This is a genomic window from Mesorhizobium sp. M0601 (genome assembly GCF_040320845.1).
Classification (GTDB): Bacteria; Pseudomonadota; Alphaproteobacteria; order Rhizobiales; family Rhizobiaceae; genus Mesorhizobium.
Map to the genome: position 1 here is coordinate 19,707 of NZ_JAMYQK010000019.1, position 26,813 is coordinate 46,519.

Here is a 26,813-nt window from a genome sequence, read left to right on the forward strand (position 1 = left end):
GGGAACGATGGGCGAATATGTCATCAAGCTGCCCGATGTCGGCGAAGGCGTCGCCGAGGCCGAGCTCGTCGAATGGCAGGTCAAGGTCGGCGATCTCGTGCGCGAGGACGCCGTGCTTGCCGCTGTCATGACCGACAAGGCGACAGTCGAAATTCCGTCGCCCGTCGATGGCGAGATCGTCTGGTTGGGCGCCGAGATCGGCGACACGGTGGCGATCGGCTCGCCGATTGTCAGGTTGAAGGTGGCGGGCGAGGGCAATGTGAACGCAGGCGCGAAATCGGCGGAGGGTGAGGCGGCACCTACCCCCACCCCTAGCCCCTCCCCACAAGGGGGAGGGGGACGAGCTTCGGCCGCCAAAGCCGAAGCCAGGTCCAGCTCGCCCTTGGTCGGGCATGTGCCAAGAACCGAGGGCGCACGAACGGCGGATACGGAGTCCCCCTCCCCCTTGTGGGGAGGGGTTAGGGGTGGGGGTACTGCGCCGGCTTTCGGGGGTATAGCGCCGGTCGGTGCGCCGCGCCCCGAGGGAGAAAAGCCACTGGCCTCGCCGGCCGTCCGCCTCAGGGCGAAAGAGGCCGGCATCGACCTTCGGCAGGTCCCGGGAACCGGCCCAGCCGGCCGCATCCGGCACGAGGACATCGACGCCTTCCTGGCACGCGGACCGCAGCTCGCGAAGGCCCCTGGCCTCGCCCGCAACGAGGCGGTCGAGGACATCAAGATAATCGGGCTCAGGCGAAGGATCGCCGAGAAGATGACGCTGGCCAAGTCGCGCATCCCGCATATCACCTATGTCGAGGAGATCGACGTCACCGCACTCGAGGATTTGCGCGCCGCGCTCAACAAGGAGAAGCGGCCGGGCGCAGACAGGCCGAAGCTGACGCTGCTGCCGTTCCTGATGCGGGCGATGGTCAAGGCAATCGCCGACCAGCCCAATGTCAACGCACTGTTCGACGACGAAGCCGGCATCGTCCACCAGCATGGCGGCGTCCACATCGGCATCGCCGCGCAGACGGCTTCCGGGCTGATGGTGCCGGTGGTCAAGCACGCCGAGGCGCGCGACATCTGGGACTGTGCAGCCGAGGTTGTCAGGCTGGCCGAGGCGGCAAAATCCGGCACGGCGACGCGCGACGAGCTCTCGGGCTCGACCATCACCATCACTTCGCTGGGCGCCATGGGCGGCGTGGCGACGACGCCGGTGATCAATCATCCGGAAGTGGCGATCGTCGGCGTCAACAAGATGATGGTGCGGCCGGTATGGGACGGCAGCCAGTTCATCCCGCGCAAGATGATGAACCTGTCCTCCAGCTTCGACCACCGCGTCGTCGACGGCTGGGATGCGGCGGTATTTATCCAGCGGATAAAGACGCTACTGGAGACGCCGGCGCTGATTTTTGTGGACTGAGGAGATGAACAGAGGATCGCAGGGGCGTGAGATGAGAGCAGTAGCGATCCTTCGCGCCCCCCTCTGCCCTACTGGGCATCTCCCCCTCAAGGGGGGAGATCGGCCGTCATCCCGCCTTTCGCCAATCTCCAGCCTTGCAGGACTAAGCCGAACGCGAAAGCTGCCAATCTCCCCCCTCGAGGGGGAGATGTCCGGCAGGACAGAGGTGGGTGCTGCCCCGCCGGCTCGTCGAACTAAGGTGCAATGATGAAGGAAATCTCCTGCAAGCTGCTGGTCATCGGCGCCGGTCCGGGCGGCTATGTCTGTGCCATCCGCGCCGGGCAGCTTGGCATCGACACGGTGATCGTCGAGGCAGGCAAACCGGGCGGCACTTGCCTCAATGTCGGCTGCATCCCGTCAAAGGCGCTGATCCATGCAGCCGAAGAGTTCGAAAAGCTCTCGCACATGGCCGGCGGCAAAAGTCCACTCGGCATAACGGTCGCGGCACCGTCGCTTGATCTCGCCGCGACCATTGCCTGGAAAGACGGCATCGTTAGCCGGCTGAACAACGGCGTCGCCGGCCTGCTGAAGAAAGCTGGCGTGAAGACGGTGCATGGCTGGGCGACATTTCGCGACGGCAAGACCGTTGCCGTCGAGACCGAGATCGGCATGCAGGTGATCCGAGCCGAAACGGTGGTGATAGCGACCGGCTCGGCGCCGGTCGAGCTGCCGTCGCTGCCGTTCGGCGGGCCGGTCATTTCGTCGACCGAGGCGCTGGCGCTGAGCGAAGTTCCGGAGAGGCTGGCGGTGGTCGGCGGCGGCTATATCGGGCTGGAACTCGGCATCGCCTTTGCCAAGCTGGGCGCCAAGGTGACCGTGGTCGAGGCGTTGCCGCGCGTGCTGGCGCAATATGATGCGGAACTGACCCGGCCGGTGGTGAAGCGGCTGGCCGAACTCGGCATCGAGGTGCTCGTGAACGCCAAGGCCAAGGGGCTGTCCACTAAGCGCGACGCGCTGCTGGTCGAGACGAATGGCGGCAAGAACGGCAAGATCGCTGCCGACAAGATGCTGGTCACGGTCGGTCGCAAGCCGGTGACCGAAGGCTGGGGGTTGGAGCAGATCGACCTCGACATGGCCGGACCCTTCATCCGCATCGACGACCAGTGCCGCAGCTCGATGCGCGGCATCTTTGCCATTGGCGACGTCACCGGCGAGCCGATGCTGGCGCATCGGGCCATGGCGCAAGGCGAAATGGTCGCCGAGATCGTTGCCGGCCACAAGCGCAGCTGGGACAGACGAGCGATCCCGGCTGTCTGTTTCACCGATCCGGAGCTGGTCACCGCAGGCCTGTCGCCGGAGGAGGCCAAGACCCGTGGCGAGATCAAGGTCGGACAGTTTCCCTTCACCGCCAATGGCCGGGCGATGACGAAGTTGGGCGAGGACGGATTCGTCCGGGTAGTGGCGCGGGCGGACAGCCATCTGGTGCTTGGCATCCAGGCCGTCGGCCAGGGCGTGTCGGAGCTGTCGACGGCGTTTGGGCTGGCGCTGGAGATGGGTGCGACGCTGGAGGATATCGCCGGGACGATCCATGCCCATCCGACACAGGGCGAGGGTTTTCCGGAAGCGGCGCTGAAGGCGCTGGGGCACGCACTGCATGTCTGATGGCTCGCGCTCTCCCCCCTTGAGGGGGAGATGGCCGGCAGGCCAGAGGGGGTCGGTTCGACTGGATGCGACCTCCCTTGCGACAGATGGAGGTTGGCGCTCTACGCGAGGCGACCCCCTCTGTCGCCTTCGGCGACATCTCCCCCTCGAGGGGGGAGATTACGCAGCTCACCCTGCAAGCCGGCTAACCATCTCGTGCTGCGCATAGGCGCGGCCGAAGCGGTTGGCCAGGAACGCGTCGAGCGCGATGTCCTCCTGCTTGATGAAACCTCTGGCCGGCAAGGTGCCGTCGGCGAGCATGTCGAGCACCGCGCAGATGGCCGATGCGGTGGTGATCTGGATGGCGCTGCGCACCGTTTCGCCGTCGCGCCTGGCGTAGATCTTGTTGGCGTAGGTCTCCTGCAGCAGACGGCCGTTCTTGCGGCCGCTGACGGTGACGAAGACGATAACCACGTCCTGCAGCGTTGCCGGCAGGGCGCTTTCGAAAATGTCCTTCAGCACGTCGCGGCGGTGGCGCAGGCCGAGGTCGTTGAGCAGCGCCTTCATGATCGCGGCATGGCCGGGATAGCGGATGGTGCGATAGTTCAGCGTGCGCACCTTGCCTTTCAGCGTTTCGGCCAGCGTGCCCAGTCCACCCGAGGTGTTGAACGCCTCGTAGGTGACGCCGTCGAGCGAGAATTCTTCACGCTCCTCCAGCGGCGGCACTTCGATCAGCTCGCCTTCGACGATCGCCTCGCAAGGCTCGCAATATTCGTTGATGACGCCGTCGGTGCTCCAGGTCAGATTGTAGTTCAGCGCATTCGACGGGTACTGCGGCAGCGCGCCGACCCGCATGCGCACGCTTTCCAGCGTGTCGAAGCGGCTGGCGAGATCGTTGGCAACGATCGAGATGAAGCCGGGCGCCAGACCGCATTGCGGGATGAAGGCGCTGTTGCCGGAGCGCGCCAGTTCCTTGACCCGCCTGGTGCTGACGACGTCCTCGGTCAGATCGAGATAGTGCACGCCGGCGCTGGCCGCCGCCTCGGCGATGCGCGTGGTCAGATGGAAGGGCGCGGCGCTGAGCACCGCGAATTTGCCGGCCAGGGCCGCTTCGAGGGTGCCGGCGGCCTCGATGTCGAGTTCCAGCGTCTCGACCGTTTCAGGCAGTTCGGCCGCGCCGAACTGCGCCGCCGAGCGGTCGACGAGCGTGACCTGGTAGTCGCCCGTGGAAGCCAGCATCTCGGCAATGGTCGAGCCGATCTTGCCGGCGCCGACGACGATGATTTCCTTCATGACCGGTCCCTCGCACCAATGCTAAATTCACGGTTAGAATCGCAGCTTGCCTGTCGAAAGGAAGCGTGAGATTGTACGAAATGCAGCCTCTCTTTGGGCAGTGTGCCGGTAAGGTTCGTCGAAATGCTCAGCGATGCCGACCAAGCTCTGCTTTCTCTGCTGCGCACCAATGCGCGCGCCTCGACCGCCGAACTGGCGCGGCGGCTCGGCGTCTCACGAACGACGGTGCAAAGCCGGATCGAGCGGCTGGAACAGCGCGGCATCATCGCCGGCTACGGGGTCAGGCTGTCGCCGGATTACGAGCAGGGGCTGGTCAGGGCGCATGTCCTGCTCACCGTCACCCCCAAGCTTGCCGACAAGGTGGTGCGCAGCCTGCAGGCGCTGGCACCGGTTCGCACGCTGCACTCGGTCAGCGGCAATTTCGACATGATCGTCATCGTCGAGGCGCCTTCGATCAGGGATCTCGACACGCTTCTCGACCAGATCGGCGCCATGGACGGAGTCGAGCGCACGTCGTCGTCGATCATCCTGTCGACGCGGATCGACCGCTGAGCGGGCCTGACGACGCGAGTCCAGACGCTGGCGCGAAGGATCACCGAGCGCAGTGATCGTTCTGGCGCCCTCGCGGCAAAGCGATATAGGCTTCGAAGATGTTGGATGAGACTCGCAGAGGGGCCGCGTCCTCTCGCGCCAACCTGACAAGTCGCGCGGTCACGCAACGATTTCCAGAGGAGGCCTCCTTGCCCAAGCAATGTTTTGGAAAATCCCATGTGCCGTTGTCGCCGGCGGTCAGGGCCGGCGATTTCGTCTATGTCTCAGGCCAGGTGCCGGTCGGCACAGACGGGCTGGTGGTCAAGGGCGGCATCGCCGAACAGACCGAGCAGGTGCTGTCGAACGTCAAGGCGGCACTGGCGCTGGCCGGCTGTACCCTGGACGACGTAGTCAAGACGACGGTCTGGCTCGAAGACGCCCGCGATTTCGGCATTTTCAACACCGTCTATGCCAGGCATTTCCCGAAAGACCCGCCGGCGCGCACGACAGTGGAGTCGCGGCTGATGATGGACATCAAGATCGAGGTCGAGGCCGTTGCCTACAGGCCGGCGTGACGGGAAAGTGGAGACAGGCGCGATGCAATTCGATCTCCTGATAAAAGGCGGCCGCCTCATCGATCCGGCGTCCGGCCTCGACGCGCAGCGCGATCTGGCGATTGCCGACGGCCGTATCGCCGCGATCGACACCGAAATCCCCTTCGAACGTGCCGCCCGCGTCATCGATGCCACGGGCTCGATCGTCGCGCCGGGCCTGATCGACCTGCACAGCCATGTTTATTGGGGCGGCACGTCGCTCGGCGTCGATGCCGACCGGCTCGCCGCAAAGAGCGGCACCACCACCTTCATCGATGCCGGAAGCGCCGGCGCCGGCAATTTCCTCGGCTTTCGCCGCCACGTCATCGAGCGCTCGAAAGTCCGCATCCTGGCCTATGTCAACATTTCCTTTGCCGGCATATTCGGCTTCTCGCAGACCGTGGCGGTCGGCGAGTGCAGCGACCTCCGGCTCTGCGAACCGCGCGAGACCGTAGCGGCGGCTCGCGAGCACGCGGACGTGGTTGTCGGCGTCAAGGTCCGCTCGGGTCGCCATGCCGGCGGCACCAGCGGCATCGCGCCGGTCGATCTCGCGCTCGAAGCCGCCGACAAAGCCGGCCTGCCGCTGATGGCGCACATAGACGAGCCGCCGCCGGGCCGCTCGGAAGTGCTGCCGCGGCTGCGCAAGGGCGACATCCTCACCCACTGCTTCCGGCCGTTTCCCAACGCGCCGGTCTTCGCCTCGGGGGCGGTGCGGCCAGATATGCGGCTGGCGCGCGAGCGCGGCGTCATCTTCGATATCGGCCACGGCATGGGCTCGTTCGATTTCGAAGTGGCCAAGGCGATGCTCGGCGAGGGGCTGGCGCCGGACGTGATCAGCAGCGACGTGCATCTCTACTGCGTCGACGGGCCGGCCTTCGACATTCTGGTGTGCATGTCGAAGCTGCTGGCGCTCGGCATGCCGCTGGTCGAGGTGCTGCGCGCCGCGACACAGCGGCCGGCCGAAGCGATCGCCAGGCCCGATCTCGGCAGGCTGGCGGTGGGTGCGGTCGGCGACATCGCGGTGCTGCGGCTGCGTCCGGGCCGCTTCACCTTTGTCGATTCGGTCGGCGCCTCGCTGGTCGCCGAGCAAAGGCTGGTCTCGGACGGAATCGTGGTCGGCGGCAGCTGGTGGCCGAACGAGGCGGTGGACGATCTCGGCGAGACCGAACGCTTCGAAGCGCATGCGCACGACACGCATGTCGAGGTGGCGAGCCGGCATTTCGGGCGTGGGTGATCTCCCCCCTAGAGGGGGAGATGTCGCAGAAGGCGACAGAGGGGGTCGGTTCGACTGGGCTCGCTTCCTGCAACGGACGGAGGTTGGCGCTCGACGCGCCGCGACCCCCTCTGGCCTGCCGGCCATCTCCCCCTCGAGGGGGGAGATCACAGCTTCACCGCCCCGCCGCTCCATAAACCGGCGTCGCAATGCCTTCCATCCTCGCCTTGATCTGCAGCGCGACGTACTTCGAATAGAAGCGCGACAGCGCCAGATTGCCGCCGTGGAACCACAGCGCTTCCTGTGCCGTCGGCTTCCACATGTTGCGCAATTCGCCTTGCCACGGACCCGGGTCGCCTTTCACGCCCGAGCCAATCCCCCAGCACGGGCCGACCTTGTCGGCGACTTCGCGCGAGACGATCGCCGCCACGGTTTCGTTCATCGAGAGATAGCCGGTGCAGGCGATGATTGCGTCGGCCGCCAGTTCGGTGCCGTCGTCGAAGAGGATGCCTGTCGGCGTCAGCGACTTGATCCCGACGCCGCTGCGGATGCCGATCTCGCCATCGATGATCAGGTCGCAAGCGCCGACATCGATGTAGAAGCCCGAGCCGGTGCGGTAGGCCTTCATCAGGAGCCCGGTCTCGTCGTCGCCGAAATCGATGGCGAAGCCGGCGCCGCGCAAGCGGTCGTAGAAGGCCGCGTCGCGCGCCTTGATGATGTCGTAAAGCGCCCGCTGGCCTTGCGGCAGCAGCGCGAACGGCGTCGAGGCGACGATCATGTCGGCCTTCTCGGTGGTAATGCCGCGGGCCAGCGCCTTTTCCGAAAAGATCTCGAAACCGATCTCCATCAGCGTGTCCGACTTGACCACCGTCGTCGGCGAGCGCTGGACCATCGTCACCTCGGCGCCGCTCTCCCAGAGGTCGACGCTGACGTCATGGCCGGAACTTGCGGCGCCGATGACGGCGACCTTTTTGCCGCGGAATTTCTCGCCGCTGGAATACTGGTTGGAATGCAGGATCTCGCCGTTGAAGACATCGGCACCCGGCAGGTCGATGCGCCTGGGCGGGCCATAGGCGCCGGTCGCAAAGACGATATGCTTCGGCCTTAGCGTGATGCGCTCGCCGGCGCGATCGAGCTCGACCGTCCAGACCCTTTCGGTCTCGTCATAGGACGCGCTCACGCATGTCGTGGAGGTCCAGTAGTTGAGCTCCATGACGCGCGTATACATCTCCAGCCAGTCGCCCATCTTGTCCTTGGGCGTGAACACGGGCCAGTTCTCGGGAAACGGTATGTAGGGCAGATGGTCGTACCAGACCGGGTCGTGCAGCACGAGCGAGCGGTAGCGATTGCGCCAGGAATCGCCGGCCTGGGCGTTCTTCTCGATGACTATGGCCGGCACGCCCAATTGCCTGAGCCGCGCCCCGAGCATGATGCCGCCCTGGCCGCCGCCGATGACCAGGCAATAAGGCTGCTGGCCGGCGCCGAGTTCACGTGTCTCGCGCGCCCTCGCCTCCAGCCAGGTCTCGCGCTCCGGATCGGCCTTGTGGCGGACACCCAGAGGCCGCGCCGGGCCCTTGCGCTCCTCAAACCCCTTGAGATCGCTCATCGCGGTAAACAGTGTCCGGCACTTGCCGTCCCTGAGACGCATGATGCCATGGCCCCACGCCGATGACGTCTCGAAAGAAAACCAGGCTTCGATCGTGCCCTCGTCCGAAGTCGCTTCGCCGCTGAGCTGCCACCGGGCAGGTTTTGTCGTTGCCAGCGTCGCCACCAGCATGTCGCGGATCGCGGCGCGGCCCTCCATCGTCCTGACGTTCCAGGTGAAGGTCAAGAGATCGCGCCAGTAGCAGTCCTCGACGAACAAATTGGTTGCCGCCTCGACGTCGCCGGCCTCGAGCGCCCGGGCAAAGGAATCGAGCCAGGTGGCCGCCTGTTTCGTCGGTGCGATGTCGAGCATCTGTCTTTCCTAACTTCCAGTGGCCTTTGCGCTGCCCTCATTCTTACCCTTTCCCGGATCTTTGCGGGAGAGGGTGAGGGCAGGGCAAACAGTCCGGAAGCTAAGGGCGCAGCGTAGGCCGAAGCGACTGCCGCTGCCGTCAGGCCCGCGCGCGGGCCTGATCCGAACCGCTATCCAGCCATGCAAGATCGTCCGGCGAAAGTGAGATGTCGAGCGCCTGGAGGCTGTCTTCCAACTCGTCGAGCGTGCGCGGCCCGATCAGCGGGACGGACGGAAACGGCTGCGCCAGCACATAGGCGAGCGCGACGTGGATCGGGCTTTTGCCCAGCCGTTTGGCGAGCTCGATGGCGCGGTCGCGACGGCCGAAATTCCTCTCCGAATACCAGACCCGGACCAGCTCCTCATTATCGCGCCGGTCGCGCCCGGCGCGGTCGGTGAAGAAGCCGCGGCCCTGGCTCGACCAGGCGAAATTCGGCATCTGCCGGGCGGCGAGCCAGGCCTTCCATTCGTCGCTGGAGGAGGTGACGCAGCCTGCCCAGATCGGCTCCAGCATCTCGGCCAGCGAGAAATTGTTGGAAAGCGCGCCGGGCTTCTGCTTGCCGGTGCGCTCGGCATAGGCAATCGCCTTGTCCATGCGGTCCATCGTCCAGTTCGAGCCGCCGAACGGACCGCGAATGCGGCCGGCCTTGACCTCGCGGTCCATCGCATCGACGAACTCGTCGACCGGCACGTCCGGATTGTCGCGGTGCATGAAATAGACGTCGATATGGTCGGTCTGCAGCCGTTCGAGCGACTGGGTGAGCTGCTTGCCGATGACGTCGGGATAGCAGAGCGGCGAGTGCGCGCCCTTGCCGATGACCACCGACTGCTCGCGCACGCCGCGGTTCTTCAGCCACTGGCCGAGCAGCGTCTCGGTATAGCCGGAACCGTAGACGAAGGCGGTGTCGAACAGATTGCCGCCGGCCTCGAAATAGGCATCGAGCAGGATGGCGCCCGACGAAAAGGTGCGGAAATCCTCGAAGCCGAGCGCCAGGCACGAGGCCGGCCGCGGCAGGCCCGGAATGCTGCGCTTGGGGATGGCGGTTCCGCCGGAGCGCAGCTTCCGTCCGGAGATCGTGTTGACGCGCTTTGCCGGTTTCTCGATGTCGTATTCGAGCCCGATCGCGGCCCGCCATTTGTCGAGCACGCGCAGATTGCCGAGACTGTCGGCCCAGCCCATGCCGGGCCAGGCGAACTCCTGCTTTCCGCCGAGAATGGCCTCGCCGGCGGCGTCGACCTCAAATGCGTACAGCCAGCCGTCTTCCGTGACCTCGACCACCTCGGTGTCACCCGGACGGATGATGCGGATTTCGCCGGTGCCGCCTTGCTGGCCGCCGGCATACCAGAAATCCGCCACCTCGATGCGGCCTTTGCTGCCGACAATACGCAAGACATTGTCCTGAGCGAGCGAGATGCTGCAGGACACTTCCGCGACGATGCCGCCCGGAAAATGCAACAGCGCCGACGCCCATTCGTCGACGCCGGATTGGCCGAGATGCGCAGCGCCGACGACTTTGTCCGGCTCGGCAAAGGGCTTTCCCACTGCTGCGCCGGCAATCAGCCGCGCCATCGAGACGGGATAACCGCCGACATCGAGAATGCCGCCGCCGGCGAGATCCTTGGCGTAAAGCCGGTGCTCCGGCATGAAGCCCGGCATGGCGAAGCCGAAGCTGGATTTGATCATCTTGATGTCGCCGATCGCGCCGGCCCTGATCAGCTCGACCAGCTTGGCCGTCTGCGGATGCAGCCGGTACATGAAGGCTTCGCCGAGAAAGGTGCCGGCCTTGCGCGCGGCATGGATCATGGCGTCGGCTTCGAATGCGGTCAGGCCAAGCGGCTTTTCGCAAAGCACGTGCTTTCCGGCCTCGGCCGCCTTGATCGCCCATTCGGCATGGCTCGGATGCGGCGTCGAAATATAGATCGCGTCGACATCCGGATCGCCAACCAAAGCCTCGTAGCCGTCCAGGATGCGGGCGCCGGGGAAAGCCTCGGTGAGCCCCGCCTTGCCGGGATTGCGCGCCCCTAAGGCGACCAATGTGCCGGTGCGCGAATGGGCGACGCCCCCGGCAAAAGCCTTGGCGATGTTGCCGGGCCCGAGAATGCCCCAGCGAACTTTTTCTGGTTTGGACGTCATGTCAAATCTCCGTGGGGTGGCCGCGAGCAATCGCGATCGGACAAAAGAAAGATGGGTTAGCGAACGCGTGCGCCGGTGGCGTCGAAGAGAAGCGAGCGGTCGGCTTTGATCGACACCACCAGGTCGTCGCCGTTCGCGCGATGCCGCGAGGCCTCGCGCTCGATGATCAGTTCCTCGCGTCCGCCCCCGGTACCGGAATTGGCATAGACATAGCTCACCGATCCCAAGTGCTCGGCGACGTCGGCCTTGAGGGTAAGGTCGCAATCGCCCTGGCCGGCGTCGAAGAAATGCTCCGGCCGCACGCCAAGCACAACATCGCCGCCTGTTGCAGGCAAGGCATCCGAAAGCGGCTTGCGCAGTCGCGCGCCGCGATGATTGACCAGTTCGACGACCGCCGCACCGTTGTCGGCCCCGACCATTTTTGCCGCCAGGAAGTTCATTTTCGGCGAGCCGACGAAGCCGGCAACGAAGCGGTTGGCGGGGTCGTCGTAGAGATCGAGCGGCGCGCCGATCTGCTCGATATTGCCGGCGTTGAGCACGACGATCCTGTCGGCCAGCGTCATTGCCTCGGTCTGGTCGTGCGTCACATAGACCATGGTAACGCCGAGCTCCTTATGAAGGCGCGATATCTCGACGCGCATCTGCACCCGGAGCTCGGCATCGAGATTGCTGAGCGGTTCGTCGAACAGGAACACTTGCGGCTCACGCACGATGGCGCGGCCGATGGCGACGCGCTGGCGCTGGCCGCCCGACAATTGCCGCGGCCGCCGCTTCATCAGCTCGGCGATGCGCAGGATTTCGGAAGCCCGCTTCACCCGCCGCTCGGTATCTCCCTTGGGGTTGCCGGTCATTCTCAGGCCGAAGCTCAGATTCTGCTCGACCGTCATGTGCGGATAGAGCGCGTAGGACTGGAACACCATGGCGATGCCGCGATCGGCCGCCTCGACGTCGTTCACCACCTTGCCGCCAATGGCGATCTCGCCGTCGCTGATGTCCTCGAGCCCGGCGATCATCCGAAGCAGCGTGGACTTGCCGCAGCCGGAAGGGCCGACGAAGACGACGAATTCGCCGTCATCGATGTCGATATTGGCACCGTGGACGATCTCGAAGACGCCGAAGCGCTTGATGACGTTTTTGAGTGTGACTGCCGCCATGCTGATCCTTACTTGATGGCGCCGGCTGCGATGCCGGCAACGAAATGGCGCTGCAGAAGCACGAACACGACGAGCATTGGCGCCGTCAGCATCACCGCGCCCGCCATGATGCCGCCCCAGGACACCTTGGTGAGACCGATCAGCGTGCCGAGCGCCACGGGCGCGGTCATCGCGCCCGGCTTGGAATTGATCAGCAGCGGCCAGAGATAGTTGTTCCAGGAGGCAAGGAAGAGGATGATGGCGAGCGCCGCCAGCATCGGCCGCGCCAGAGGCAGTGCGACGAACAGGAATATCCGCCATTCCTTGACGCCCTCGACCTTGGCGGCGTCGAACAGCTCGTGCGGCATCATCGAAAAACTCTGCCGCATGAAGAGCACGCCCAGTGAATTGAACAGCGGCGGCACGATCAGCGCCACCCAAGTGTTGGCGAGCTTGAAGTCGCGCGCCACCATGATGAATTGCGGGATCAGCACGACCGCATAGGGCAGCGTGATGGTGCCGAAGATGATGGCGACGACCATGCCCTTGCCGAAGAAGTTGTAACGCGCCAGCGCCCAGCCGGCCATCGAGGTCAGCATCACCGACAGGAAGGTATAGGTCACCGCCACCGAGACGGAGATGCCGATGGCGCCGATGAAATTGGTGCCGCGCTGCAGATTGCTGACATTGTCGAGGAAATTGCCATGCGGCAAAAGCTCGATGTCGGGGCTGAAGATGCCGTTGTCGGGCATCGTCGAAAAAACCACCATCATCCATAGCGGAAACAGCCAGACCAGTGCCAGCGGCGTCAGGAACAGATGCAGCGCGATGCTGCGTCCCAATCTGGCCTGGGAGCGGCTGACTCTTGAGTGCGAGGTCATTTCGGTTCCCTCGTCAGCCATATCTGCACCAGCGAAATGGCGATCGCCAGCCCGGCCATGGTGTAGGCGACGGCCGAAGCGTAGCCGAAATTGAGCGACCGGAAGCCCTGGCGGTAAAGCAGCAGCCCGAGCGTTTCGGTGCCGCCGCCCGGCCCGCCGCGCTCGGTGATCAGGAAGGGCTCGGTGAACAGCTGCATGGTGCCAATGATCGACAGCACGGCGCAGAACACGATGATCGGCTTGAGCAGCGGCAGCGTGATGTAGAAGAACTGTTTGACCTTGCTGACCCGGTCCAGGGTCGCCGCCTCGTAGACATCCTCGGGAATCGACTGCAGGCCGGCGAGCAGGATGATGGCGTTGTAGCCGGCCCAGCGCCACGTCACCGCCATCATGATCACCGCCATCGCCGGGGTGACATTGGTAAACCAGTCGACACTGGGCAGGCCGATGCTGTTCAGCAATTTGTTGATGATGCCGTAGTCGAGATTGAACATCAGCCGGAAAACCGCCGAATAGGCGACCTCGCCGACCACGACCGGCGCGAAGAAGGCAAAGCGGAACAGGCCACGGGCCTTGAGCAGTGGCGAATTCAAAAGCACCGCCATCACAATCGCCAGCGAAATCATCACCGGGACCTGGATGACAAGGATCAGCAATGTGTTCTTCAAGGCATTGAAGAAGGCCGGATCGCCGATCAGCCGGCCCCAGTTGAAGGTCGGCGAGAAGCGCCACGGCACGGTGCGCGTCGCCTGGAACGAGATCAGGAAGGAATCGATGATCGGCCACAGCCAGAAGATCGAAAAAATCAGCAGATACGGCGCGAGAAAGCGATACGCCGTGGCGTTCTGGTAGCGCATCGTTTTCCTCCTTTCTGCTTTCAAGTTCTTGCCTTCTCCCCTTGTGGGAGAAGGTGGATCGGCGCGTAGCGCAGAGACGGTTGAGGGGTGATGGCCGGAGTGCCGCCGGCGCCAAGCTGGAGCACCCCTCATCCGTCGCCTTCGGCGATACCTTCTCCCACAAGGGGAGAAGGGGAGCCGCGCGCTCGGAGCCGCCTCGTCTAGATCACGACTTGACCGGCAGGCCGGTCGCCGCGGCGATCTGGCTTGCGGCATCGTCGAGCGCTGCCTTGGCGTCGGGATAGCCGCCGGCCAGATATTTGGTCTGCACCGCGCGGATGATGATTTCGGCGTCGCTCTGGAACGGCGTGCCGCGGCTGGGGACGACCTTGGGCAAGGTGCCGAGGATGTCCTTCCACACGGCTTGGCCACCCCAATAGGGCAGGCCTTCGGAGACATAAGGGTCGTTGAGCGCCGAGATCAGCGACGGCACCAGGCCGAAGCCTTTCAGCATGGTGATCTGGCCCTCATTCGTCGCAAGCGTGTATTTCAGATAGGCGTAGGCGGCTTCCTTGTTCTTCGACACCGAGGTGATGGCGAGCGAGGAGCCGCCGAGATTGGCGGCGCGCGGACCGTCGGCGGTCAGGCTCGGCATCAGATAGACGCCCCATTTGCCTGCCCCATCGGGCGATTCGGTGCGCACGGTGCCTTCATACCAGCCGCCATACATCTGCGTGGCGACCTTGCCGGCGGTGTTGTTGGTGATCTTGGTGCTCCAGTCGGCAGAGGAAATGATGCCGGCATCCTTCATCTCCTTGATCTTGGTCATGGCATCGACGCATTTGGGCTGGTTGACCGTGATCGATTGCCCGTCGGCGGAGAAGTAGGCGCAACCCTGCTCGTTGGAGATCATGCGGAAGAATTCGGAATCGCCGTTGAAATCGGCGTTGGTCATCGTGACGCCGGGATTGGCGGCCTGGATTTTCTTGGCGGCGGCGATGAAGTCGTCCCAGGTCTTGATCGAGGACGGATCGACGCCAGCCTTCTCGTAGAAGTCGCGGCGGTAGAACATCGCCACTGGACCGGAATCCCAGGGCATCGCATAGGCCTTGTCGTCAACCTCGAGCTCGGTACGCTTGAAGTCGGGGAATTTTGCCTGGTCTTCCGCGGTGTAGCCGAGCGTATGCAGGTCGACGAAGCAATCCGGGAACTGGCTCCAGTAGTTTTCGGCTTCGCCGTTCTCGATCGTAACGATGTCAGGCAGCCCCTCGCCGCCGGCGGCACAGCCGGCGATTGATTTGTCGTAGGTCGGCTGGTTGCCAAGGTCCTCGACCGTCACCTTGATGTCGGGATACTGCTTGTTGAAGCCCGCTATGGTGGCCTTCAGCGACGAAGCGGCGATATTCCAGCTCCAGATCGTGATTTCACCGGACTGCGCAAAGGCCGGGCTGGAGCCCAAGGCAAGCGCGAGCGCGGCGCAGGTCAATTTTATGCGCATTGAAATCCTCCCATTTCAGTTGCTCTCTGTTTGCGAGCGTGGCTAGACTAGGCCTCGGGAAAGCCTTGTCCGCGACAAAGGGAATAAGAAATGAGCGGAAAGTAAGATGCCGGAAAGGCCGTTTTACCAGCCTGGCGCCAGCAGCGTGGAGGGCCTGCCGCTGCTGCTGCAGATGTTCCACACCCAGCCCCTGGTGATGCTAAAGCCGCATTGGCACGCCCAGGTCGAGGTGAATTTCATCGTGCGTGGCGCCGTGCATTACCGCATGGATGGGCACGGGCTTTCACTTTCTGCGGGTGACATGTGCCTGTTCTGGGGCGGCCTGCCGCACCAGATGGACGAAGCGTCCGATGATGCCATCTATGCCGGCGCGCATTTGCCGCTGGTGCATTTCTTCCGGCTGCATTTGCCCGTCGATGTCCGCAACAGGCTGATGACCGGCGCGACGCTGGTGACCGACGCCACCGACCGGTCGGACGACCACAATTTCGAGCGCTGGAATCGCTATGCCCGCTCCGGCGACCCGGTCAAGGCCGAGCATGCCGTCAACGAGCTTTTGCTGCGGCTGGAGCGGGTGCGCTTCGAGCCTTACCGGCTGGTGCCCGAAACCCCGGTCGAACAGGAGATAGGCAGTCCCTTCGATCAGCAATCGCTGCGCAATGTCGGGCGCATGTGCGACTTCATCGCCGAGAATTTCCTCTACGAGATCGATTGCGTCGACATCGCCGCGGCGGCCGATATCCATCCCAAATACGCCATGAGCATATTCAAGAAATCGACCGGCATGACGCTCAATGAATATGTGAACTTGCTGCGCCTCAGCTACGCGCAGGCGCTGCTGATGCATCAGGATGCCAATGTGCTGCGCGTCGCCATGGAATCGGGCTTCGGCTCGCTCAGTGCCTTCAACAAGTCGTTCCGCAAGCTTTCCGGCATGTCGCCGTCGGATTTCCGCAGGGGCGTGGCCGGCGCCAGATAACGGCTGGATTCAAGCGATAATATCCAGGCGCCTCGGCAGGCGGTTCATCGGCGACGGCCCGTTGGCGGTGATCAGGAACTGGTCCTCGAGATTGAAGCTGGCGAGACCGTCGATGTAGAGCGGGATTTCGAATGCCAGCACCATGCCGGCCTCGATCACGACATTGCTGTCGGCTGAGATGAACGGCCATTGCTCGGAAAAAACGGAATTGCCGACGCCGTGGCCGAAATGGCCGCGGCGATAGGAACGCAGGCCCTGGCGCGCCAGGCTTTCGCTGGCGGCGCGATGCACGGCGGCTAACGGCTTTCCGGGCATAAGCGCGGCAAGCCCGTCGGCGAAGGCGCGTTCGGCTATCGCATGCAATTCGGCCTGTTCGGGCGACGGCGGCCCGAAGGTGAAATTCCGCGACATATCCGAGGCATAGCCGTTCACGCTGCACACCATGTCGGCCTTCAGCGGATCGCCGGCGGCGGCGACGGCGTCGGCGCCTTTTGGGCGAGCGCCCAGCGTGACGTATTCCGCCGTCGAGATTTGCTGCGACGACCCGGCGGCTGCATCCGCGACGCCTTGCCGGTAAAGCGCGACCAGCTCAGACTGACGCATGCCGGTCGTCGCATGCTGCTGCAGCCGCGACAGGCCGGCTTCCGACAGGGCGATGCCTCGCTGCAGAAGGTCGATCTCGCTCTGCGATTTGATTGCCCGCAGCCTGTCGAGAACCGGCGAGCCGTTGACCAGGGCAGTGCCCGGCAATATCGCCTGCATCGCGGAAAAATCGCTGGCCGAGACGAAATCCAGCTCGATGCCGAGCGTCGCACGCTCCAGCCCGAATTCTGCGAGGATCGTTTTTAGCTCGCGGACGGAGCGGGCAAGCTCGAAGGTCGCCGGACGTGAAAAACCGGGGGCGCGGCCAACCAGGCCGGCCTCGATGCGCTGCGCAACAGGCCGGTCGGCCGTCGCCGGCTCGAGCGACGCCGAGTCGATCCAGATCGCATGCGTGCGCAGCACGGCGCCGGCCATCGCCGCCCGGAGCTGGGCAGCCTGGAAATCCGCCACCACGACGCCGAGCGGCAGGTCGCCTCGCTTGGGAATAACGACGAAACCGGCGCCGGCCCGCCGGAACAGGCCGGCCGGGCCGATCCAGGCACCGGTGGCATATTGGAACGCCTCGGGCTCGCAAAGCACCAGCGCCTCGATGCCGGCGCGCTGCATCAGGTCAGTTGCGCGCTCGCGGTCGACAAAGCCGGTCATGGGATCTCCTCGAATGCACTCGAATCCGACGCCGATGCGGCGGCGTTTGGCCTTAGCGTAGCTTCAGTGCCGCCGTGGAGCAGCTTTTTTCTGGAAGCGCTGTTCACCTTGAGAGTTCGTCGTCGGGAAACGAAAAAAGCCGCGGCGAACCACGGCTTTCAACGCGACAAGTGGTCTGTTTTTGGAATGCTTACTCGGTTTCGTCAGAGGTGTCGTCGGCAGTGTCTGCTGCGTCTTTCGCGGCCTTCCTGTCCAGCGCTGCCTGCAAGGCCAGCGTAGCCTGCGGTGAGGCCGGCGTCGTGGCAACGACCGCCATTGCATGAGCAACGCCGGTCGTCGACTTGTCCTTGGCCGCGGCGGAAGTGGCGGCTCCGTGTCCCTGCGAGCCGGCCCCGGCCGAGTTTCCGCCGTTACCGTTGCTGCCGCCATTGCCGTTGCCATTGCCATTGCCCCCGGGGGCAGCGAGTACCGGAGATGCGACAAGGGTGAGAGCGGCTACAGTCGCGAATAGACAGGTGCGCGTTTTCATAGTTCCTCCTTCGAGTCGCCCTCCCGCCAGGATGGGTTTCAGATGAAAAACGTCAGGACTTTCGAATCCGAAAGTCGGCTGTTACCTAGCTTTGTTCAAATACAGTATTCTACAAGACGGACCTTGGTCCGAAATCGATACGCAAAAGTCCTGGATTTTATCGACAGCGTACTTCGGACGACCGCAGCGGCGGGATTTTTGCTGCCGGCAGATCCGGCGCCGCTACAGCGCAGTGTGCGTCGGCTGACATCAGGCTAGGGTCGAGGAAACCTAGTTGCTCGACCATCGGTGAGATCATTCAAGGCGATTGAGAAACATTCCACATCTCCTGAAGTTGGGAGCGCAGGTGCGCTTTTGAGGTGCCAAAATGTTTGATGCCGGCGGGCTTTTGGGAGGAAGCCATGATCCGCGTCACGCCTGCATTTCGTGTTTCGCGCCGCCGCGCGTTGCAGTTTGGCCTGGGAGCAACGCTCGCTTCGGCCACAGGCCTTGCCCCGGTTTCCCGCGCCCATGCGCAGGATGAGGTCAAAGACGAAGACATTTTTTTCCGGTTCGCCCTCAATCTCGAATATATATAGAAGCCGAATATTACCTGCGCGGTACAACCGGAAAAGGGATCGAAGACTCGGATACTGGCCCGAAGGCCGGCGCTGTCGTTGGCGGCAAACAGGTCGGCTTTGACACGCCTGCAATCGGCGAGTTCATGTGCCCATGGCGTCCAAAAAGCTAGTGAGTTCAATTGGCTCGCCCGAAAAGAGTCGAACTCCTGACCCCTAGATTCTGGTCTGAGAAGTCAAGATCTAGGCGGTTCGAACGTGTCCCCTACTCCGTCAACGCTCCGGCTTCCCACCGCCAAGGCACATCATGGTTTAGGAGCTTGGCTTAGACGCTCGAAGTGAAGTACCCAGCCCATACCTTATTCCATTCTGGAGTTTCCACGTTTTTCGCAGCGGTCAAGGCCGCCGAGAATCCGAGATGGTCAATACCAGTGAAATGATGCAGGTTCTTCTGGACCACGTGGCAAGCAGGCCGCTGAGCAGACGTAGCTTCCTGGTTTCAGCATATGGACCCTCTTTGTAATACGAATTGAAAATTGCGCCCTCATGTTTCAGAACAGGTCGGTAGACCCGCGAGGATGATTTCGAATCCTGCGGGTCGCTCACGGTCCTCAAGGCGAGAATTCTAAGAGACGTTCAACAATGACCCAGCACGCAGAAAACGCTCGAATTCTCATGTACAGCCACGACACGTTCGGGCTCGGCCATTTGCAGCGCTGCCGGACTATCGCGCATTCGCTGGTCGAGGATTTCCGCGGACTTCAGGTGCTCATCATTTCGGGTGCGACTATCGCTGGCGCCTTCGATTACCGCGCCCGTGTCGACTTCGTGAAGATCCCCAGCGTCATCAAGCTGCGCAACGGCGAATACACCTCGCTGGAAAAGGACATCGATCTGCATGAGACGCTAAGGATGCGTCAGTCGATCATCCGCCATACAGCTGAGACCTTCCGGCCCGATATCTTCATCGTCGACAAGGAACCGCTCGGCCTGCGCGGTGAGATTGAGGACACGCTGTCCTACCTCAAGACGCGGGGCACCACGCTGGTGCTTGGCCTGCGCGAGGTGATGGATGCGCCGCATCTGCTCGAAGCAGAGTGGGCACGCAGAGACGTGATGCGCAAGATAGGCGTCTTCTACGACAAGGTCTGGGCCTATGGTCCGCCGGATTTCTACGATCCGTTGACGGGCTTGGATGTGCCCCCGGCTGTCAGGGCAAAGATGAGGTTCGTCGGGTTCCTGCAACGGAGCCTGCAGCGGAACGAGTTGCCCGGCCACCGGCCCGAGGGCGACTATATCCTCGTTACTACCGGTGGCGGCGGTGACGGCGCCGATCTGATCCACGACGTCATCGATGCCTATCAGCAGGATCCGCAATTGCAGCATAGAGCCCTGATCGTGCTTGGGCCTTACATGCCGGCGCGCAAGCGCAACAAGCTGCTCAAGAAGGGGTCCAAGATCCCTTACATCAAGATCATCGAGTTCGACAACCGCATGGAAGACCTGATTGCCGGCGCCAAGGCGGTAGTGGCGATGGGCGGCTACAACACCTATTGCGAGATACTGTCTTTCGACAAGCCGGCGCTGATCGTGCCGCGCGTCGAGCCCCGCCGGGAACAACTGATCCGCGCACGGCGCGCAGCCGAACTCGGCCTCATCGAGATGCTTTTGCCGGAAGAAGCCGAGGACTCCCGGCGGTTTGCCGATGCACTGAAGGTGCTGCCGGACCGGCCCCGCCCATCGCAGAGCAATCCGCATCTGACGCTCGAAGGGCTGCCTCATATTTCCGAAATCGTCGCGGAACTGCTCGACCGGCGGGCCGGCCATCACCTTTCGGTCATTGAAGGAATGACCTGAGTTGCAACATCGCAAGATCGTCGTGGTTCTGAAGGGTTATCCGCGGCTGTCCGAAACCTTCATCGCGCAGGAACTGCTCGGTCTTGAGCGTGCGGGGTTCGACCTGATACTCGTCGCGCTCAGGCGGCCGACCGACGAAAAACGCCACCCCGTGCATGACGAGATCAAAGCACCCGTCCATTATCTGCCGGAATATCTGCATGAAGAGCCGCTGCGCGTGCTTCGCTCGCTGTTTGCCTGTCTGCTGCGTCCGGGCTTCTGGCGCGCGCTCGGATGGCTGGCTGCCGATATGCCCCGCGACTTTACGCGCAATCGCGCGCGGCGCTTCGGGCAAGCGCTCGTGCTGGCGGCCGAATGGCCGGAAAACGCGGGCTGGCTGCATGCACATTTCGCGCACACGCCTGCATCGGTGACGCGCTATGCCAGCCAGCTTCGTGGCCTGCCGTGGACCTGCTCGGCCCATGCCAAGGACATCTGGACTTCGGCGGACTGGGATCTGGCCGGCAAGCTTTCCTCGGCGCGCTGGACGGTCACTTGCACGAAAACCGGCTTCGACCGTCTGAAAAAACTCGATAACGGCAACTCGTCCGTGCATCTGAGCTATCATGGGCTCGACCTTGATCGCTTCGGCAGTTTCGGCGAGGCGCGAAAGCAGCATGACGGCTCGGCTCCGGACGAACCGGTTGTCGTTCTGAGTGTCGGGCGCGCCGTTGAAAAGAAAGGTTACGATACGTTGCTGGAGGCCCTTGCCCTGCTGCCCGGCGATTTGGCGTGGCGTTTCGAGCATATCGGCGGCGGCGAAGAACTGGAACGGTTCAAGGCGCTGGCGCAAAAGCTCGGCCTGGATGGTCGCGTCTCTTGGAAAGGCGCGCTTGCGCAGGAGGAGGTGCTTGAGCACTACCGCCGCGCCGACATCTTCGCCCTGGCCTGCAGGATCACCGCAAATGGCGACCGCGACGGTCTGCCGAATGTTCTGGTGGAGGCGGCTAGCCAGCGGCTTGCCTGCGTGTCGACCGATATTTCCGGCGTGCCGGAGCTTTTATCGTCGGATGAAACCGGGTTGCTGGTTCCGACGGAAAACCCGCTTGCCCTGGCACGGGCGCTGGAGCGCCTGATCCGTGATCCCGTGCTCCGCGACCGCCTCGGCGACGCCGCTGAGCGGCGCGTGCGCGGCAATTTCGATCATATGGCAAGCATTGGACAGCTCAAGGAACTGTTCGAGCGGGAGTGGCGGGCCGCCGAATGAAGCGGCTGCGCGCTTTCTTCTATGTCCAGCACCTGCTCGGCATCGGCCATCTCGCGCGCGCCAGCCGCATTGCGGCGGCTCTGGTCGATGACGGGTTTGACGTTACCGTCGTGACCGGCGGAGCGCCGATCGCCGGGTTTCCGGGACTGGGTGTACAATCTGTAACCCTGCCACCTGTCACCTCCGGTGATGAAGGATTTTCGGGACTTGTCGACCTGCAAGGCAACCCGATCGACGATGATTTCAAGAAATGGCGTTCAGAGATGCTGCTGCAGGCATTCCGGGATTGCAGGCCTGATATCGTCATTGTCGAGGCGTTTCCATTTGGACGCCGGCAGATGCGTTTCGAACTCTTGCCGCTGATCAAGGCCATCGACGCGACGTCGCCCAGACCGCTGCTGGCGACGTCCGTCCGTGATATCCTCCAGGAGCGCGTCAAGCTGGGCCGAAACGAGGAAACGGTCGATCTCATCAACAGGCATTTCGATCTTGTTATGGTCCACGGCGATCCGGCTTTCGCAACCATCGACAAGACATTTCCACTGGCTGGGGCGATCAGGGCCGAGGTCACCTACACGGGGCTCGTTGCCGCGCCGCCATCGCCCGCGGCCTCCGAGCGCTTCGACGTTCTGGTGTCGGTTGGCGGCGGGGCTGCCGGAAAGAGCCTTGTCAGATCCACCATCGCAGCGGCGCGGAATACCAACAACGCTTGGAATTGGTGTTTGATCACCGGCCCAAACCTGCCGAAAGACGAGTTTGACGCGATCGCACGCGATGCCACGCCGGGCCTGTCCATCTTCCGGTTCCGCGAGGATTTCGCCAGCCTGCTGACCGGCGCCCGCCTGTCAGTCTCGCAGGCGGGTTACAACACGGTCTGCGATGTCCTGCGCGCGCGTTGTCGCTCCCTGCTCGTCCCATTTGCAGCCGGCGGGGAAACCGAACAGACGGTTCGCGCCCTGATGCTCGAAGAACTCGGTCTTGCAACGGTGCTTATGGAAGAGGACCTGACGCCTGAAGGTTTGGCGCAAGCGATCGAACAAGCGCTTGTGGAACCGACGCCATCCGCGCATCGTCTCGATCTGGAAGGCGCGCGTCGCTCCGCGCAAATCCTGCGTGAGCGGCATCGAACATGGTCCCTAAATGTGGGGCCCGGTTTCGGAAAAGTTCATGATTAAACAGACGATAGATCCTAGAGCGGTTCATCGTTTCACGCAGAACCGCTCTGTCTCTTTGTTTTGACGCAATTCCGGACGGAAAGCCGTTTCCACACTTTCCTGCAAATGCTCTAACGCGCGTCGCGCCTGGTGAGATTCGTGCGACGCGCTTCAAGTCCTGTTTTTATGCGTGTCGTTGTCCCAAACCGCTACGCGCTTTTGGGCGAAATGCATTAAACAGTTCCAATCAGCATGAAGCGCGTATAATTTTTTGTCGGCAGTTCGCCGGAGAACCGCACCTCCCGTAGCGCCGCCATTTCCTCGAAGGCTGCAAGCGAAGCCACGCAGTTGATGTGCGTCGGCTCGCTGAAATAATCGTTCGATTGCAGCAGTACATTCGTGCCCGGCGGAAGCAGAGCAAGCCAGGCGCGCAGATCGGCTATGTGTTCGCAGCTCGTATTGATCATCAGATCGGGCCGCCCGGCCGCATAGTCGAGTGCGTACATATCTGCCGTCAGCGCCCGGAACCGGTCGCCGGCTTCCCGGTTGAGGGTCCGGGCGACCGGCGCGACTTCGGGATCGATGTCGATACTATCGACCGCCGCGATGTCGAAGCGGGCGTCGTTGAAAAGCATTGCCGGCAATACGCCGTACCATCCACCCAGAACCCATATGCGTCCGAAGCGGCCGCCGCCGCTTTCGAACAGCCTGTCGAGCGCCCACATCTTGCAGGCGACCTGCTTGGGGTTGAAGGCGTTGGCGATATCGGCCTTCGGATGCTTGGCGACGACCCGCGCCAGCCCTGCCACGAGAGGGCAGTTGACATAAGCAGCAATTCCCCGCGTGAGGTCTAAGGCTTGCTCGTGCCAGTCCATGGCATTGCGTGGTTGCGTGACATCCATCATAATTCGTCTTGTATGTTGGGATTTTGGGCGACACAACGCAATCTTGCCTCCCGCAAGACTGTTTGATTCCGCGGACGTGATCATGCTGCAAGCCGCTTGGCTATTGCCCGGTGCCGGAGAGAGCCTGTTGCATCTGTCCGGATCATCGGCGTCCATCCGCCAGCACCAGCCGCGCAGCTGCGGCCTCGTGCCGCTCGGCTGTTCGCCAAAGCCCTACGAAAGCCGCGGACCGTTTGGCCAGCCGCTGTCTTCGCCGATCAACAATGCCCATGTCGATGCCATCGACCATGCGTCGGAACTGGATCGCGCCGCCTCGCAGGTTTCTTGCATCGTTGAGCGCAGGACAATGTCCGTGCACAGCAGCTTCGAGCTTGTCGTTGGCGATGAAGAAATTGCCGATACGCCATTCGCCAGCAGGTGCTTTTACATCCTGCATCCTTCCAACTGAAGGGTCCACAGTCGCATATGGAAGCCAGCCTAGCCCGCTATATCTGGACGCACACTAAGAAGCAGCAACTCTGGATATTGATGATCGTCGTGCTTTCGATGATCCCGTATTTCATGTCCTTCGACCTGCCGAAGCTGATCGTCAACGGACCGATCCAAGGTCGCGGCTTCGAGCAACCGGGCGCGACCCAGCCATTCATGAGGCTACACTATAACCTGCCGTTCGTTGGAGAGGTCCAGTTCTTCTCCGGTTTTCAGCTCGACCGCAAGGAGACCCTGTTTGCCCTGAGCCTTGTGTTCCTCTTGCTAGTCGTCATCAACGGCCTGTTCAAATTCTACATCAACACCTACAAGGGCCGCCTCGGCGAACGCATGCTGCGGCGTATCCGCTTCGATCTGGTCGACCGTGTGCTGCGTTTTCCGCCGGTTTATTTCAAGCGGGTGAAATCCGCCGAAGTGGCGACCATGGTGAAGGACGAGGTGGAGCCGCTGGGCGGCTTCATCGGCGACGCCTTCCTGCAGCCGGTACTGCTCGGCGGCCAAGCGCTGACGGCCATGCTGTTCATCATGATCCAGAACGTCTGGCTCGGAATGATAGCGGTCGTGATCGTGGCGATCCAGATCGTGCTCATCCCGCGAATGCGGCGGCGGCTGATCGTGCTCGGGCGCCAACGGCAGTTGACCGCGCGCGCGCTTTCGGGCCGGGTTGGCGAAATCGTCGACGGCATCGGCGCGGTTCACGTCCACGATACATCAAACTACGAGCGCGCCGACATAGCTGCCCGGCTCGGGCTCATCTTCAAGATCCGCTTCGATCTTTACCAATGGAAATTCATGGTGAAGTTCCTCAACAATTTTCTCGCGCAGCTCACGCCCTTTCTGTTTTACATGATCGGCGGGTATCTGGTCCTCGAGGGGCGGCTGGACGTCGGCCAGCTCGTGGCTGTGATCGGCGCCTACAAGGACCTGCCCGGACCGATGAAGGAACTGATCGACTGGGATCAGGATCGGCAGGATGTCCAGGTCAAATATCAACAGGTCGTTGAACAGTTCACCGTCGAAGGTCTCATCGCGCCGAAAATCGGGGCATTGACGATCGACGATCCCGATCCGATGACCAAGCCGCTGTCGGCGATCAATCTGTCCGTAGCAGACGATGGCGGTGCAATGCTCCTCAACCGTATCTCCCTCCAGGTCAAGCCGGGTGAGACGGTGGCACTGGTCAGTACCGCAACAGGTGGAGCGGAGGCGCTTGCAGAAGCCTTCGCGCGGCTGACCTGGCCGGACAGCGGAAGGGTCGCTTCGGGCACCGACGACCTGCTTGAACTCCCCGAAGCAGTAACCGGCCGGCGCATGTCCTATGCCTCGTCGGATGTTTTCCTGTTCCAGGCAAGCCTCCGCGACAACCTGCTCTACGGGTTGAAGCATGCGCCGCTGACATCGGTGCCTTATGACGGTGCTGCGGCAGATCAGCAACGCTGGAACATTCACGAGGCGCGCCGGTCGGGCAATCCGGATCTTGATATCCACAGCGACTGGATCAACTATGCTTCCGCTGGCGCTACCGGCCCGCACGACCTCTTTGAAGCCGTGCGCCGGGTGCTCGACGCGGTTGTTCTGTCGCGTGACATTCTGGATCTCGGCTTGCGCTCTTCGGCCGACCTCACGCGTCACACGGAGCTTGCCAGGCGGATCGTCGAACTGCGTGCGGCGCTGCGGACCCGGCTGGAACAAGAGGGGCTGAGCGGACTGGTGGTTCCTTTCGAACCGGGCGCCTACAACAAGGAAGCAACGATCGGCCAAAACCTGCTCTTCGGCGCTGCCGCCGGCCCTGAACTGGCCGACAGGGCCCTGGCGGCCAATCCCTATTTTGCTTCCGTGCTGAGGCAAGCCGGCCTCGACCGAACGCTCTACGAAATGGGCTTGGAGATCGCCAAACAGGCGATCGAGCTGTTTGCCGACCTGCCGCCCGATCACCAGTTCTTCCAGCAGCTCGCCTTCATGAGCGCGGAGGAGATACCCGCCTACGAAACCTTGCTGCAACGGCTCAAGAACCGTCCCTACGAGGCGGTTTCGGAAAACGATCGCGCCATGATCGTTACCTTGAGCTTTGCCTACATCGAGCCCCGGCACCGCTTCGGCCTGCTGAGCGACGAGCTGATGAGCAAGATCGTCGCTGCACGCAACCGGTTCTATGAAGACCTGCCGCCCGAGCTGCACAATGCGGTCGAACGGTATGATCCTGCCAAATACATTGCCGCGGCCACCGTCATGGATAATGTCCTGTTCGGGCGTGTGGGCAACAATCATCCCGACGCGCCCGACCGCATACGCTCCATCGTCTATGACATTCTTGACGAACTGGGGCTTTATGGCGAACTTCTGGATGTCGGCCTGGACTTCAACGTCGGCTCCGGCGGCAGGCGGCTGACCGGTGGACAGCGACAGAAGCTCGATGTTGCCCGAGCCTTGCTCAAGCGTCCCGATTTTCTCATTCTCAACCGGCCGCTGTCGGCGCTCGATCAGCGCATGCAGGATAAGGTGCTGCGAAATGTGCTCGAGGAAGCCAGGCGCGACGGCCATTCGCCGGCAATTGTGTGGGTCGTGACGAGTCCGGCAATGGCGATGATGTTCGATCGCGTTATCGTCTTCGACTCGGGTCAATTGGCGGAAGACGGAACACACGAGACACTTTTGGCAGGGAACGGTATCTTCAAGGAACTGTTGTCATAGAGCAACGGATATTCAGATGGGATCATTCTGC

Annotated in this window: 21 protein-coding genes and 1 pseudogene; 12 read left to right on the plus strand and 10 right to left on the minus strand. The window is 62.8% G+C overall.

Going from position 1 to position 26,813, the window contains the following annotated elements:
• Positions 1-7 precede the first annotated feature (7 nt).
• Both NKI41_RS18210 and lpdA read left to right on the plus strand, forming a co-directional pair.
• Positions 8-1,399: a dihydrolipoamide acetyltransferase family protein gene (locus NKI41_RS18210; RefSeq protein WP_352684380.1), complete on the plus strand. Its 1,392-nt coding sequence runs from the start codon at positions 8-10 to the stop codon at positions 1,397-1,399.
• A gap of 246 nt (positions 1,400-1,645) precedes the next feature.
• Positions 1,646-3,040, plus strand: a complete 1,395-nt coding sequence (gene lpdA, locus NKI41_RS18215) for a dihydrolipoyl dehydrogenase (RefSeq protein WP_352684382.1) — start codon at positions 1,646-1,648, stop codon at positions 3,038-3,040.
• 168 nt (positions 3,041-3,208) lie between these two features.
• Here lpdA and NKI41_RS18220 read toward each other — a convergent pair whose 3' ends face one another.
• On the minus strand, positions 3,209-4,312 hold the full coding sequence (locus NKI41_RS18220; RefSeq protein WP_352684384.1) for a saccharopine dehydrogenase family protein: 1,104 nt from the start codon (positions 4,310-4,312) through the stop codon (positions 3,209-3,211).
• A 123-nt stretch (positions 4,313-4,435) separates the two neighbouring features.
• Here NKI41_RS18220 and NKI41_RS18225 point away from each other — a divergent pair, with 123 nt between their 5' ends.
• The 3 genes from NKI41_RS18225 (at position 4,436) to NKI41_RS18235 (ending at position 6,670) form a co-directional block, all read left to right on the plus strand.
• The gene (locus tag NKI41_RS18225; RefSeq protein ID WP_352474012.1) at positions 4,436-4,864 is read left to right on the plus strand and encodes an Lrp/AsnC family transcriptional regulator; all 429 of its coding nucleotides are present in this window, start codon (positions 4,436-4,438) and stop codon (positions 4,862-4,864) included.
• Between the two features lie 188 nt (positions 4,865-5,052).
• Entirely contained in the window at positions 5,053-5,418 is a 366-nt protein-coding gene (locus NKI41_RS18230; protein WP_352491263.1) for a RidA family protein, read from the plus strand.
• 22 nt (positions 5,419-5,440) lie between these two features.
• Positions 5,441-6,670: an amidohydrolase/deacetylase family metallohydrolase gene (locus NKI41_RS18235; protein WP_352541925.1), complete on the plus strand. Its 1,230-nt coding sequence runs from the start codon at positions 5,441-5,443 to the stop codon at positions 6,668-6,670.
• A 154-nt stretch (positions 6,671-6,824) separates the two neighbouring features.
• Here the strand turns inward: NKI41_RS18235 and NKI41_RS18240 are convergent, their stop codons facing one another.
• The 6 genes from NKI41_RS18240 to NKI41_RS18265 all read right to left on the minus strand — a co-directional run bounded on the left by NKI41_RS18240 (position 6,825) and on the right by NKI41_RS18265 (position 15,127).
• The gene (locus NKI41_RS18240; RefSeq protein ID WP_352684388.1) at positions 6,825-8,606 is read right to left on the minus strand and encodes an NAD(P)-binding domain-containing protein; all 1,782 of its coding nucleotides are present in this window, start codon (positions 8,604-8,606) and stop codon (positions 6,825-6,827) included.
• 139 nt (positions 8,607-8,745) lie between these two features.
• Complete coding sequence (locus NKI41_RS18245) at positions 8,746-10,779, minus strand: aldo/keto reductase (RefSeq protein ID WP_352684390.1); 2,034 nt, start codon at positions 10,777-10,779, stop codon at positions 8,746-8,748.
• Between the two features lie 56 nt (positions 10,780-10,835).
• Positions 10,836-11,933 carry an ABC transporter ATP-binding protein gene (locus NKI41_RS18250; RefSeq protein WP_352684392.1) on the minus strand — a complete coding sequence of 366 codons (1,098 nt, stop codon included), beginning with the start codon at positions 11,931-11,933 and terminating at the stop codon, positions 10,836-10,838.
• An 8-nt stretch (positions 11,934-11,941) separates the two neighbouring features.
• Positions 11,942-12,793 carry a carbohydrate ABC transporter permease gene (locus tag NKI41_RS18255; RefSeq protein WP_023675945.1) on the minus strand — a complete coding sequence of 284 codons (852 nt, stop codon included), beginning with the start codon at positions 12,791-12,793 and terminating at the stop codon, positions 11,942-11,944.
• Positions 12,790-13,650: a carbohydrate ABC transporter permease gene (locus tag NKI41_RS18260; protein ID WP_352684394.1), complete on the minus strand. Its 861-nt coding sequence runs from the start codon at positions 13,648-13,650 to the stop codon at positions 12,790-12,792. The genes NKI41_RS18255 and NKI41_RS18260 overlap by 4 nt, the downstream gene beginning before the upstream one ends.
• 205 nt (positions 13,651-13,855) lie before the next feature.
• Entirely contained in the window at positions 13,856-15,127 is a 1,272-nt protein-coding gene (locus NKI41_RS18265; protein ID WP_023675947.1) for an extracellular solute-binding protein, read from the minus strand.
• Between the two features lie 106 nt (positions 15,128-15,233).
• Between NKI41_RS18265 and NKI41_RS18270 the strand changes: the two genes are divergently transcribed.
• Positions 15,234-16,106 carry a helix-turn-helix domain-containing protein gene (locus NKI41_RS18270; protein ID WP_352541929.1) on the plus strand — a complete coding sequence of 291 codons (873 nt, stop codon included), beginning with the start codon at positions 15,234-15,236 and terminating at the stop codon, positions 16,104-16,106.
• Between the two features lie 9 nt (positions 16,107-16,115).
• Here NKI41_RS18270 and NKI41_RS18275 read toward each other — a convergent pair whose 3' ends face one another.
• Both NKI41_RS18275 and NKI41_RS18280 read right to left on the minus strand, forming a co-directional pair.
• On the minus strand, positions 16,116-17,354 hold the full coding sequence (locus NKI41_RS18275) for a M24 family metallopeptidase (RefSeq protein ID WP_352684396.1): 1,239 nt from the start codon (positions 17,352-17,354) through the stop codon (positions 16,116-16,118).
• A 190-nt stretch (positions 17,355-17,544) separates the two neighbouring features.
• Positions 17,545-17,883: a hypothetical protein gene (locus NKI41_RS18280; protein ID WP_023675950.1), complete on the minus strand. Its 339-nt coding sequence runs from the start codon at positions 17,881-17,883 to the stop codon at positions 17,545-17,547.
• A gap of 401 nt (positions 17,884-18,284) precedes the next feature.
• On the opposite strand from NKI41_RS18280, the pseudogene NKI41_RS18285 reads away from it, so the two are divergent.
• The 4 genes and pseudogenes from NKI41_RS18285 to NKI41_RS18300 form a co-directional block, all read left to right on the plus strand.
• Positions 18,285-18,589 (plus strand): annotated as a pseudogene (locus tag NKI41_RS18285) (ferritin-like domain-containing protein); the annotation flags it as partial.
• 493 nt (positions 18,590-19,082) lie between these two features.
• A complete protein-coding gene (locus NKI41_RS18290) occupies positions 19,083-20,297 on the plus strand; it encodes a glycosyltransferase family protein (protein ID WP_352450264.1) in 1,215 nt (404 codons plus the stop codon).
• A 1-nt stretch (position 20,298) separates the two neighbouring features.
• On the plus strand, positions 20,299-21,543 hold the full coding sequence (locus tag NKI41_RS18295) for a glycosyltransferase (protein ID WP_352541931.1): 1,245 nt from the start codon (positions 20,299-20,301) through the stop codon (positions 21,541-21,543).
• Positions 21,540-22,718 carry a glycosyltransferase family protein gene (locus NKI41_RS18300; protein ID WP_352684398.1) on the plus strand — a complete coding sequence of 393 codons (1,179 nt, stop codon included), beginning with the start codon at positions 21,540-21,542 and terminating at the stop codon, positions 22,716-22,718. Before NKI41_RS18295 ends, NKI41_RS18300 begins: the two co-directional genes overlap by 4 nt.
• Positions 22,719-22,930: 212 nt before the next feature.
• On the opposite strand, the gene NKI41_RS18305 is transcribed toward NKI41_RS18300, so the two are convergent.
• A complete protein-coding gene (locus NKI41_RS18305) occupies positions 22,931-23,599 on the minus strand; it encodes a class I SAM-dependent methyltransferase (RefSeq protein WP_352684450.1) in 669 nt (222 codons plus the stop codon).
• Between the two features lie 85 nt (positions 23,600-23,684).
• On the opposite strand from NKI41_RS18305, the gene NKI41_RS18310 reads away from it, so the two are divergent.
• Positions 23,685-24,050: a hypothetical protein gene (locus tag NKI41_RS18310; protein ID WP_352470896.1), complete on the plus strand. Its 366-nt coding sequence runs from the start codon at positions 23,685-23,687 to the stop codon at positions 24,048-24,050.
• 17 nt (positions 24,051-24,067) lie between these two features.
• Positions 24,068-26,782 carry an ABC transporter transmembrane domain-containing protein gene (locus tag NKI41_RS18315; protein WP_352500819.1) on the plus strand — a complete coding sequence of 905 codons (2,715 nt, stop codon included), beginning with the start codon at positions 24,068-24,070 and terminating at the stop codon, positions 26,780-26,782.
• Positions 26,783-26,813 lie beyond the last annotated feature (31 nt).

What these genes read in the sequence shown, in the direction of transcription:
- NKI41_RS18280 (WP_023675950.1), bottom strand. Translation starts at nt 17,883, where the DNA reads ATGAAAACGCGCACCTGTCTATTCGCGACTGTAGCCGCTCTCACCCTT.
- NKI41_RS18250 (WP_352684392.1), bottom strand. Translation starts at nt 11,933, where the DNA reads ATGGCGGCAGTCACACTCAAAAACGTCATCAAGCGCTTCGGCGTCTTC.
- NKI41_RS18290 (WP_352450264.1), top strand. Translation starts at nt 19,083, where the DNA reads ATGACCCAGCACGCAGAAAACGCTCGAATTCTCATGTACAGCCACGAC.
- NKI41_RS18235 (WP_352541925.1), top strand. Translation starts at nt 5,441, where the DNA reads ATGCAATTCGATCTCCTGATAAAAGGCGGCCGCCTCATCGATCCGGCG.
- NKI41_RS18220 (WP_352684384.1), bottom strand. Translation starts at nt 4,312, where the DNA reads ATGAAGGAAATCATCGTCGTCGGCGCCGGCAAGATCGGCTCGACCATT.
- lpdA (WP_352684382.1), top strand. Translation starts at nt 1,646, where the DNA reads ATGAAGGAAATCTCCTGCAAGCTGCTGGTCATCGGCGCCGGTCCGGGC.
- NKI41_RS18260 (WP_352684394.1), bottom strand. Translation starts at nt 13,650, where the DNA reads ATGCGCTACCAGAACGCCACGGCGTATCGCTTTCTCGCGCCGTATCTG.
- NKI41_RS18265 (WP_023675947.1), bottom strand. Translation starts at nt 15,127, where the DNA reads ATGCGCATAAAATTGACCTGCGCCGCGCTCGCGCTTGCCTTGGGCTCC.
- NKI41_RS18255 (WP_023675945.1), bottom strand. Translation starts at nt 12,793, where the DNA reads ATGACCTCGCACTCAAGAGTCAGCCGCTCCCAGGCCAGATTGGGACGC.
- NKI41_RS18310 (WP_352470896.1), top strand. Translation starts at nt 23,685, where the DNA reads ATGCTGCAAGCCGCTTGGCTATTGCCCGGTGCCGGAGAGAGCCTGTTG.
- NKI41_RS18300 (WP_352684398.1), top strand. Translation starts at nt 21,540, where the DNA reads ATGAAGCGGCTGCGCGCTTTCTTCTATGTCCAGCACCTGCTCGGCATC.
- NKI41_RS18315 (WP_352500819.1), top strand. Translation starts at nt 24,068, where the DNA reads ATGGAAGCCAGCCTAGCCCGCTATATCTGGACGCACACTAAGAAGCAG.
- NKI41_RS18210 (WP_352684380.1), top strand. Translation starts at nt 8, where the DNA reads ATGGGCGAATATGTCATCAAGCTGCCCGATGTCGGCGAAGGCGTCGCC.
- NKI41_RS18245 (WP_352684390.1), bottom strand. Translation starts at nt 10,779, where the DNA reads ATGACGTCCAAACCAGAAAAAGTTCGCTGGGGCATTCTCGGGCCCGGC.
- NKI41_RS18275 (WP_352684396.1), bottom strand. Translation starts at nt 17,354, where the DNA reads ATGACCGGCTTTGTCGACCGCGAGCGCGCAACTGACCTGATGCAGCGC.
- NKI41_RS18270 (WP_352541929.1), top strand. Translation starts at nt 15,234, where the DNA reads ATGCCGGAAAGGCCGTTTTACCAGCCTGGCGCCAGCAGCGTGGAGGGC.
- NKI41_RS18305 (WP_352684450.1), bottom strand. Translation starts at nt 23,599, where the DNA reads ATGGATGTCACGCAACCACGCAATGCCATGGACTGGCACGAGCAAGCC.
- NKI41_RS18240 (WP_352684388.1), bottom strand. Translation starts at nt 8,606, where the DNA reads ATGCTCGACATCGCACCGACGAAACAGGCGGCCACCTGGCTCGATTCC.
- NKI41_RS18225 (WP_352474012.1), top strand. Translation starts at nt 4,436, where the DNA reads ATGCTCAGCGATGCCGACCAAGCTCTGCTTTCTCTGCTGCGCACCAAT.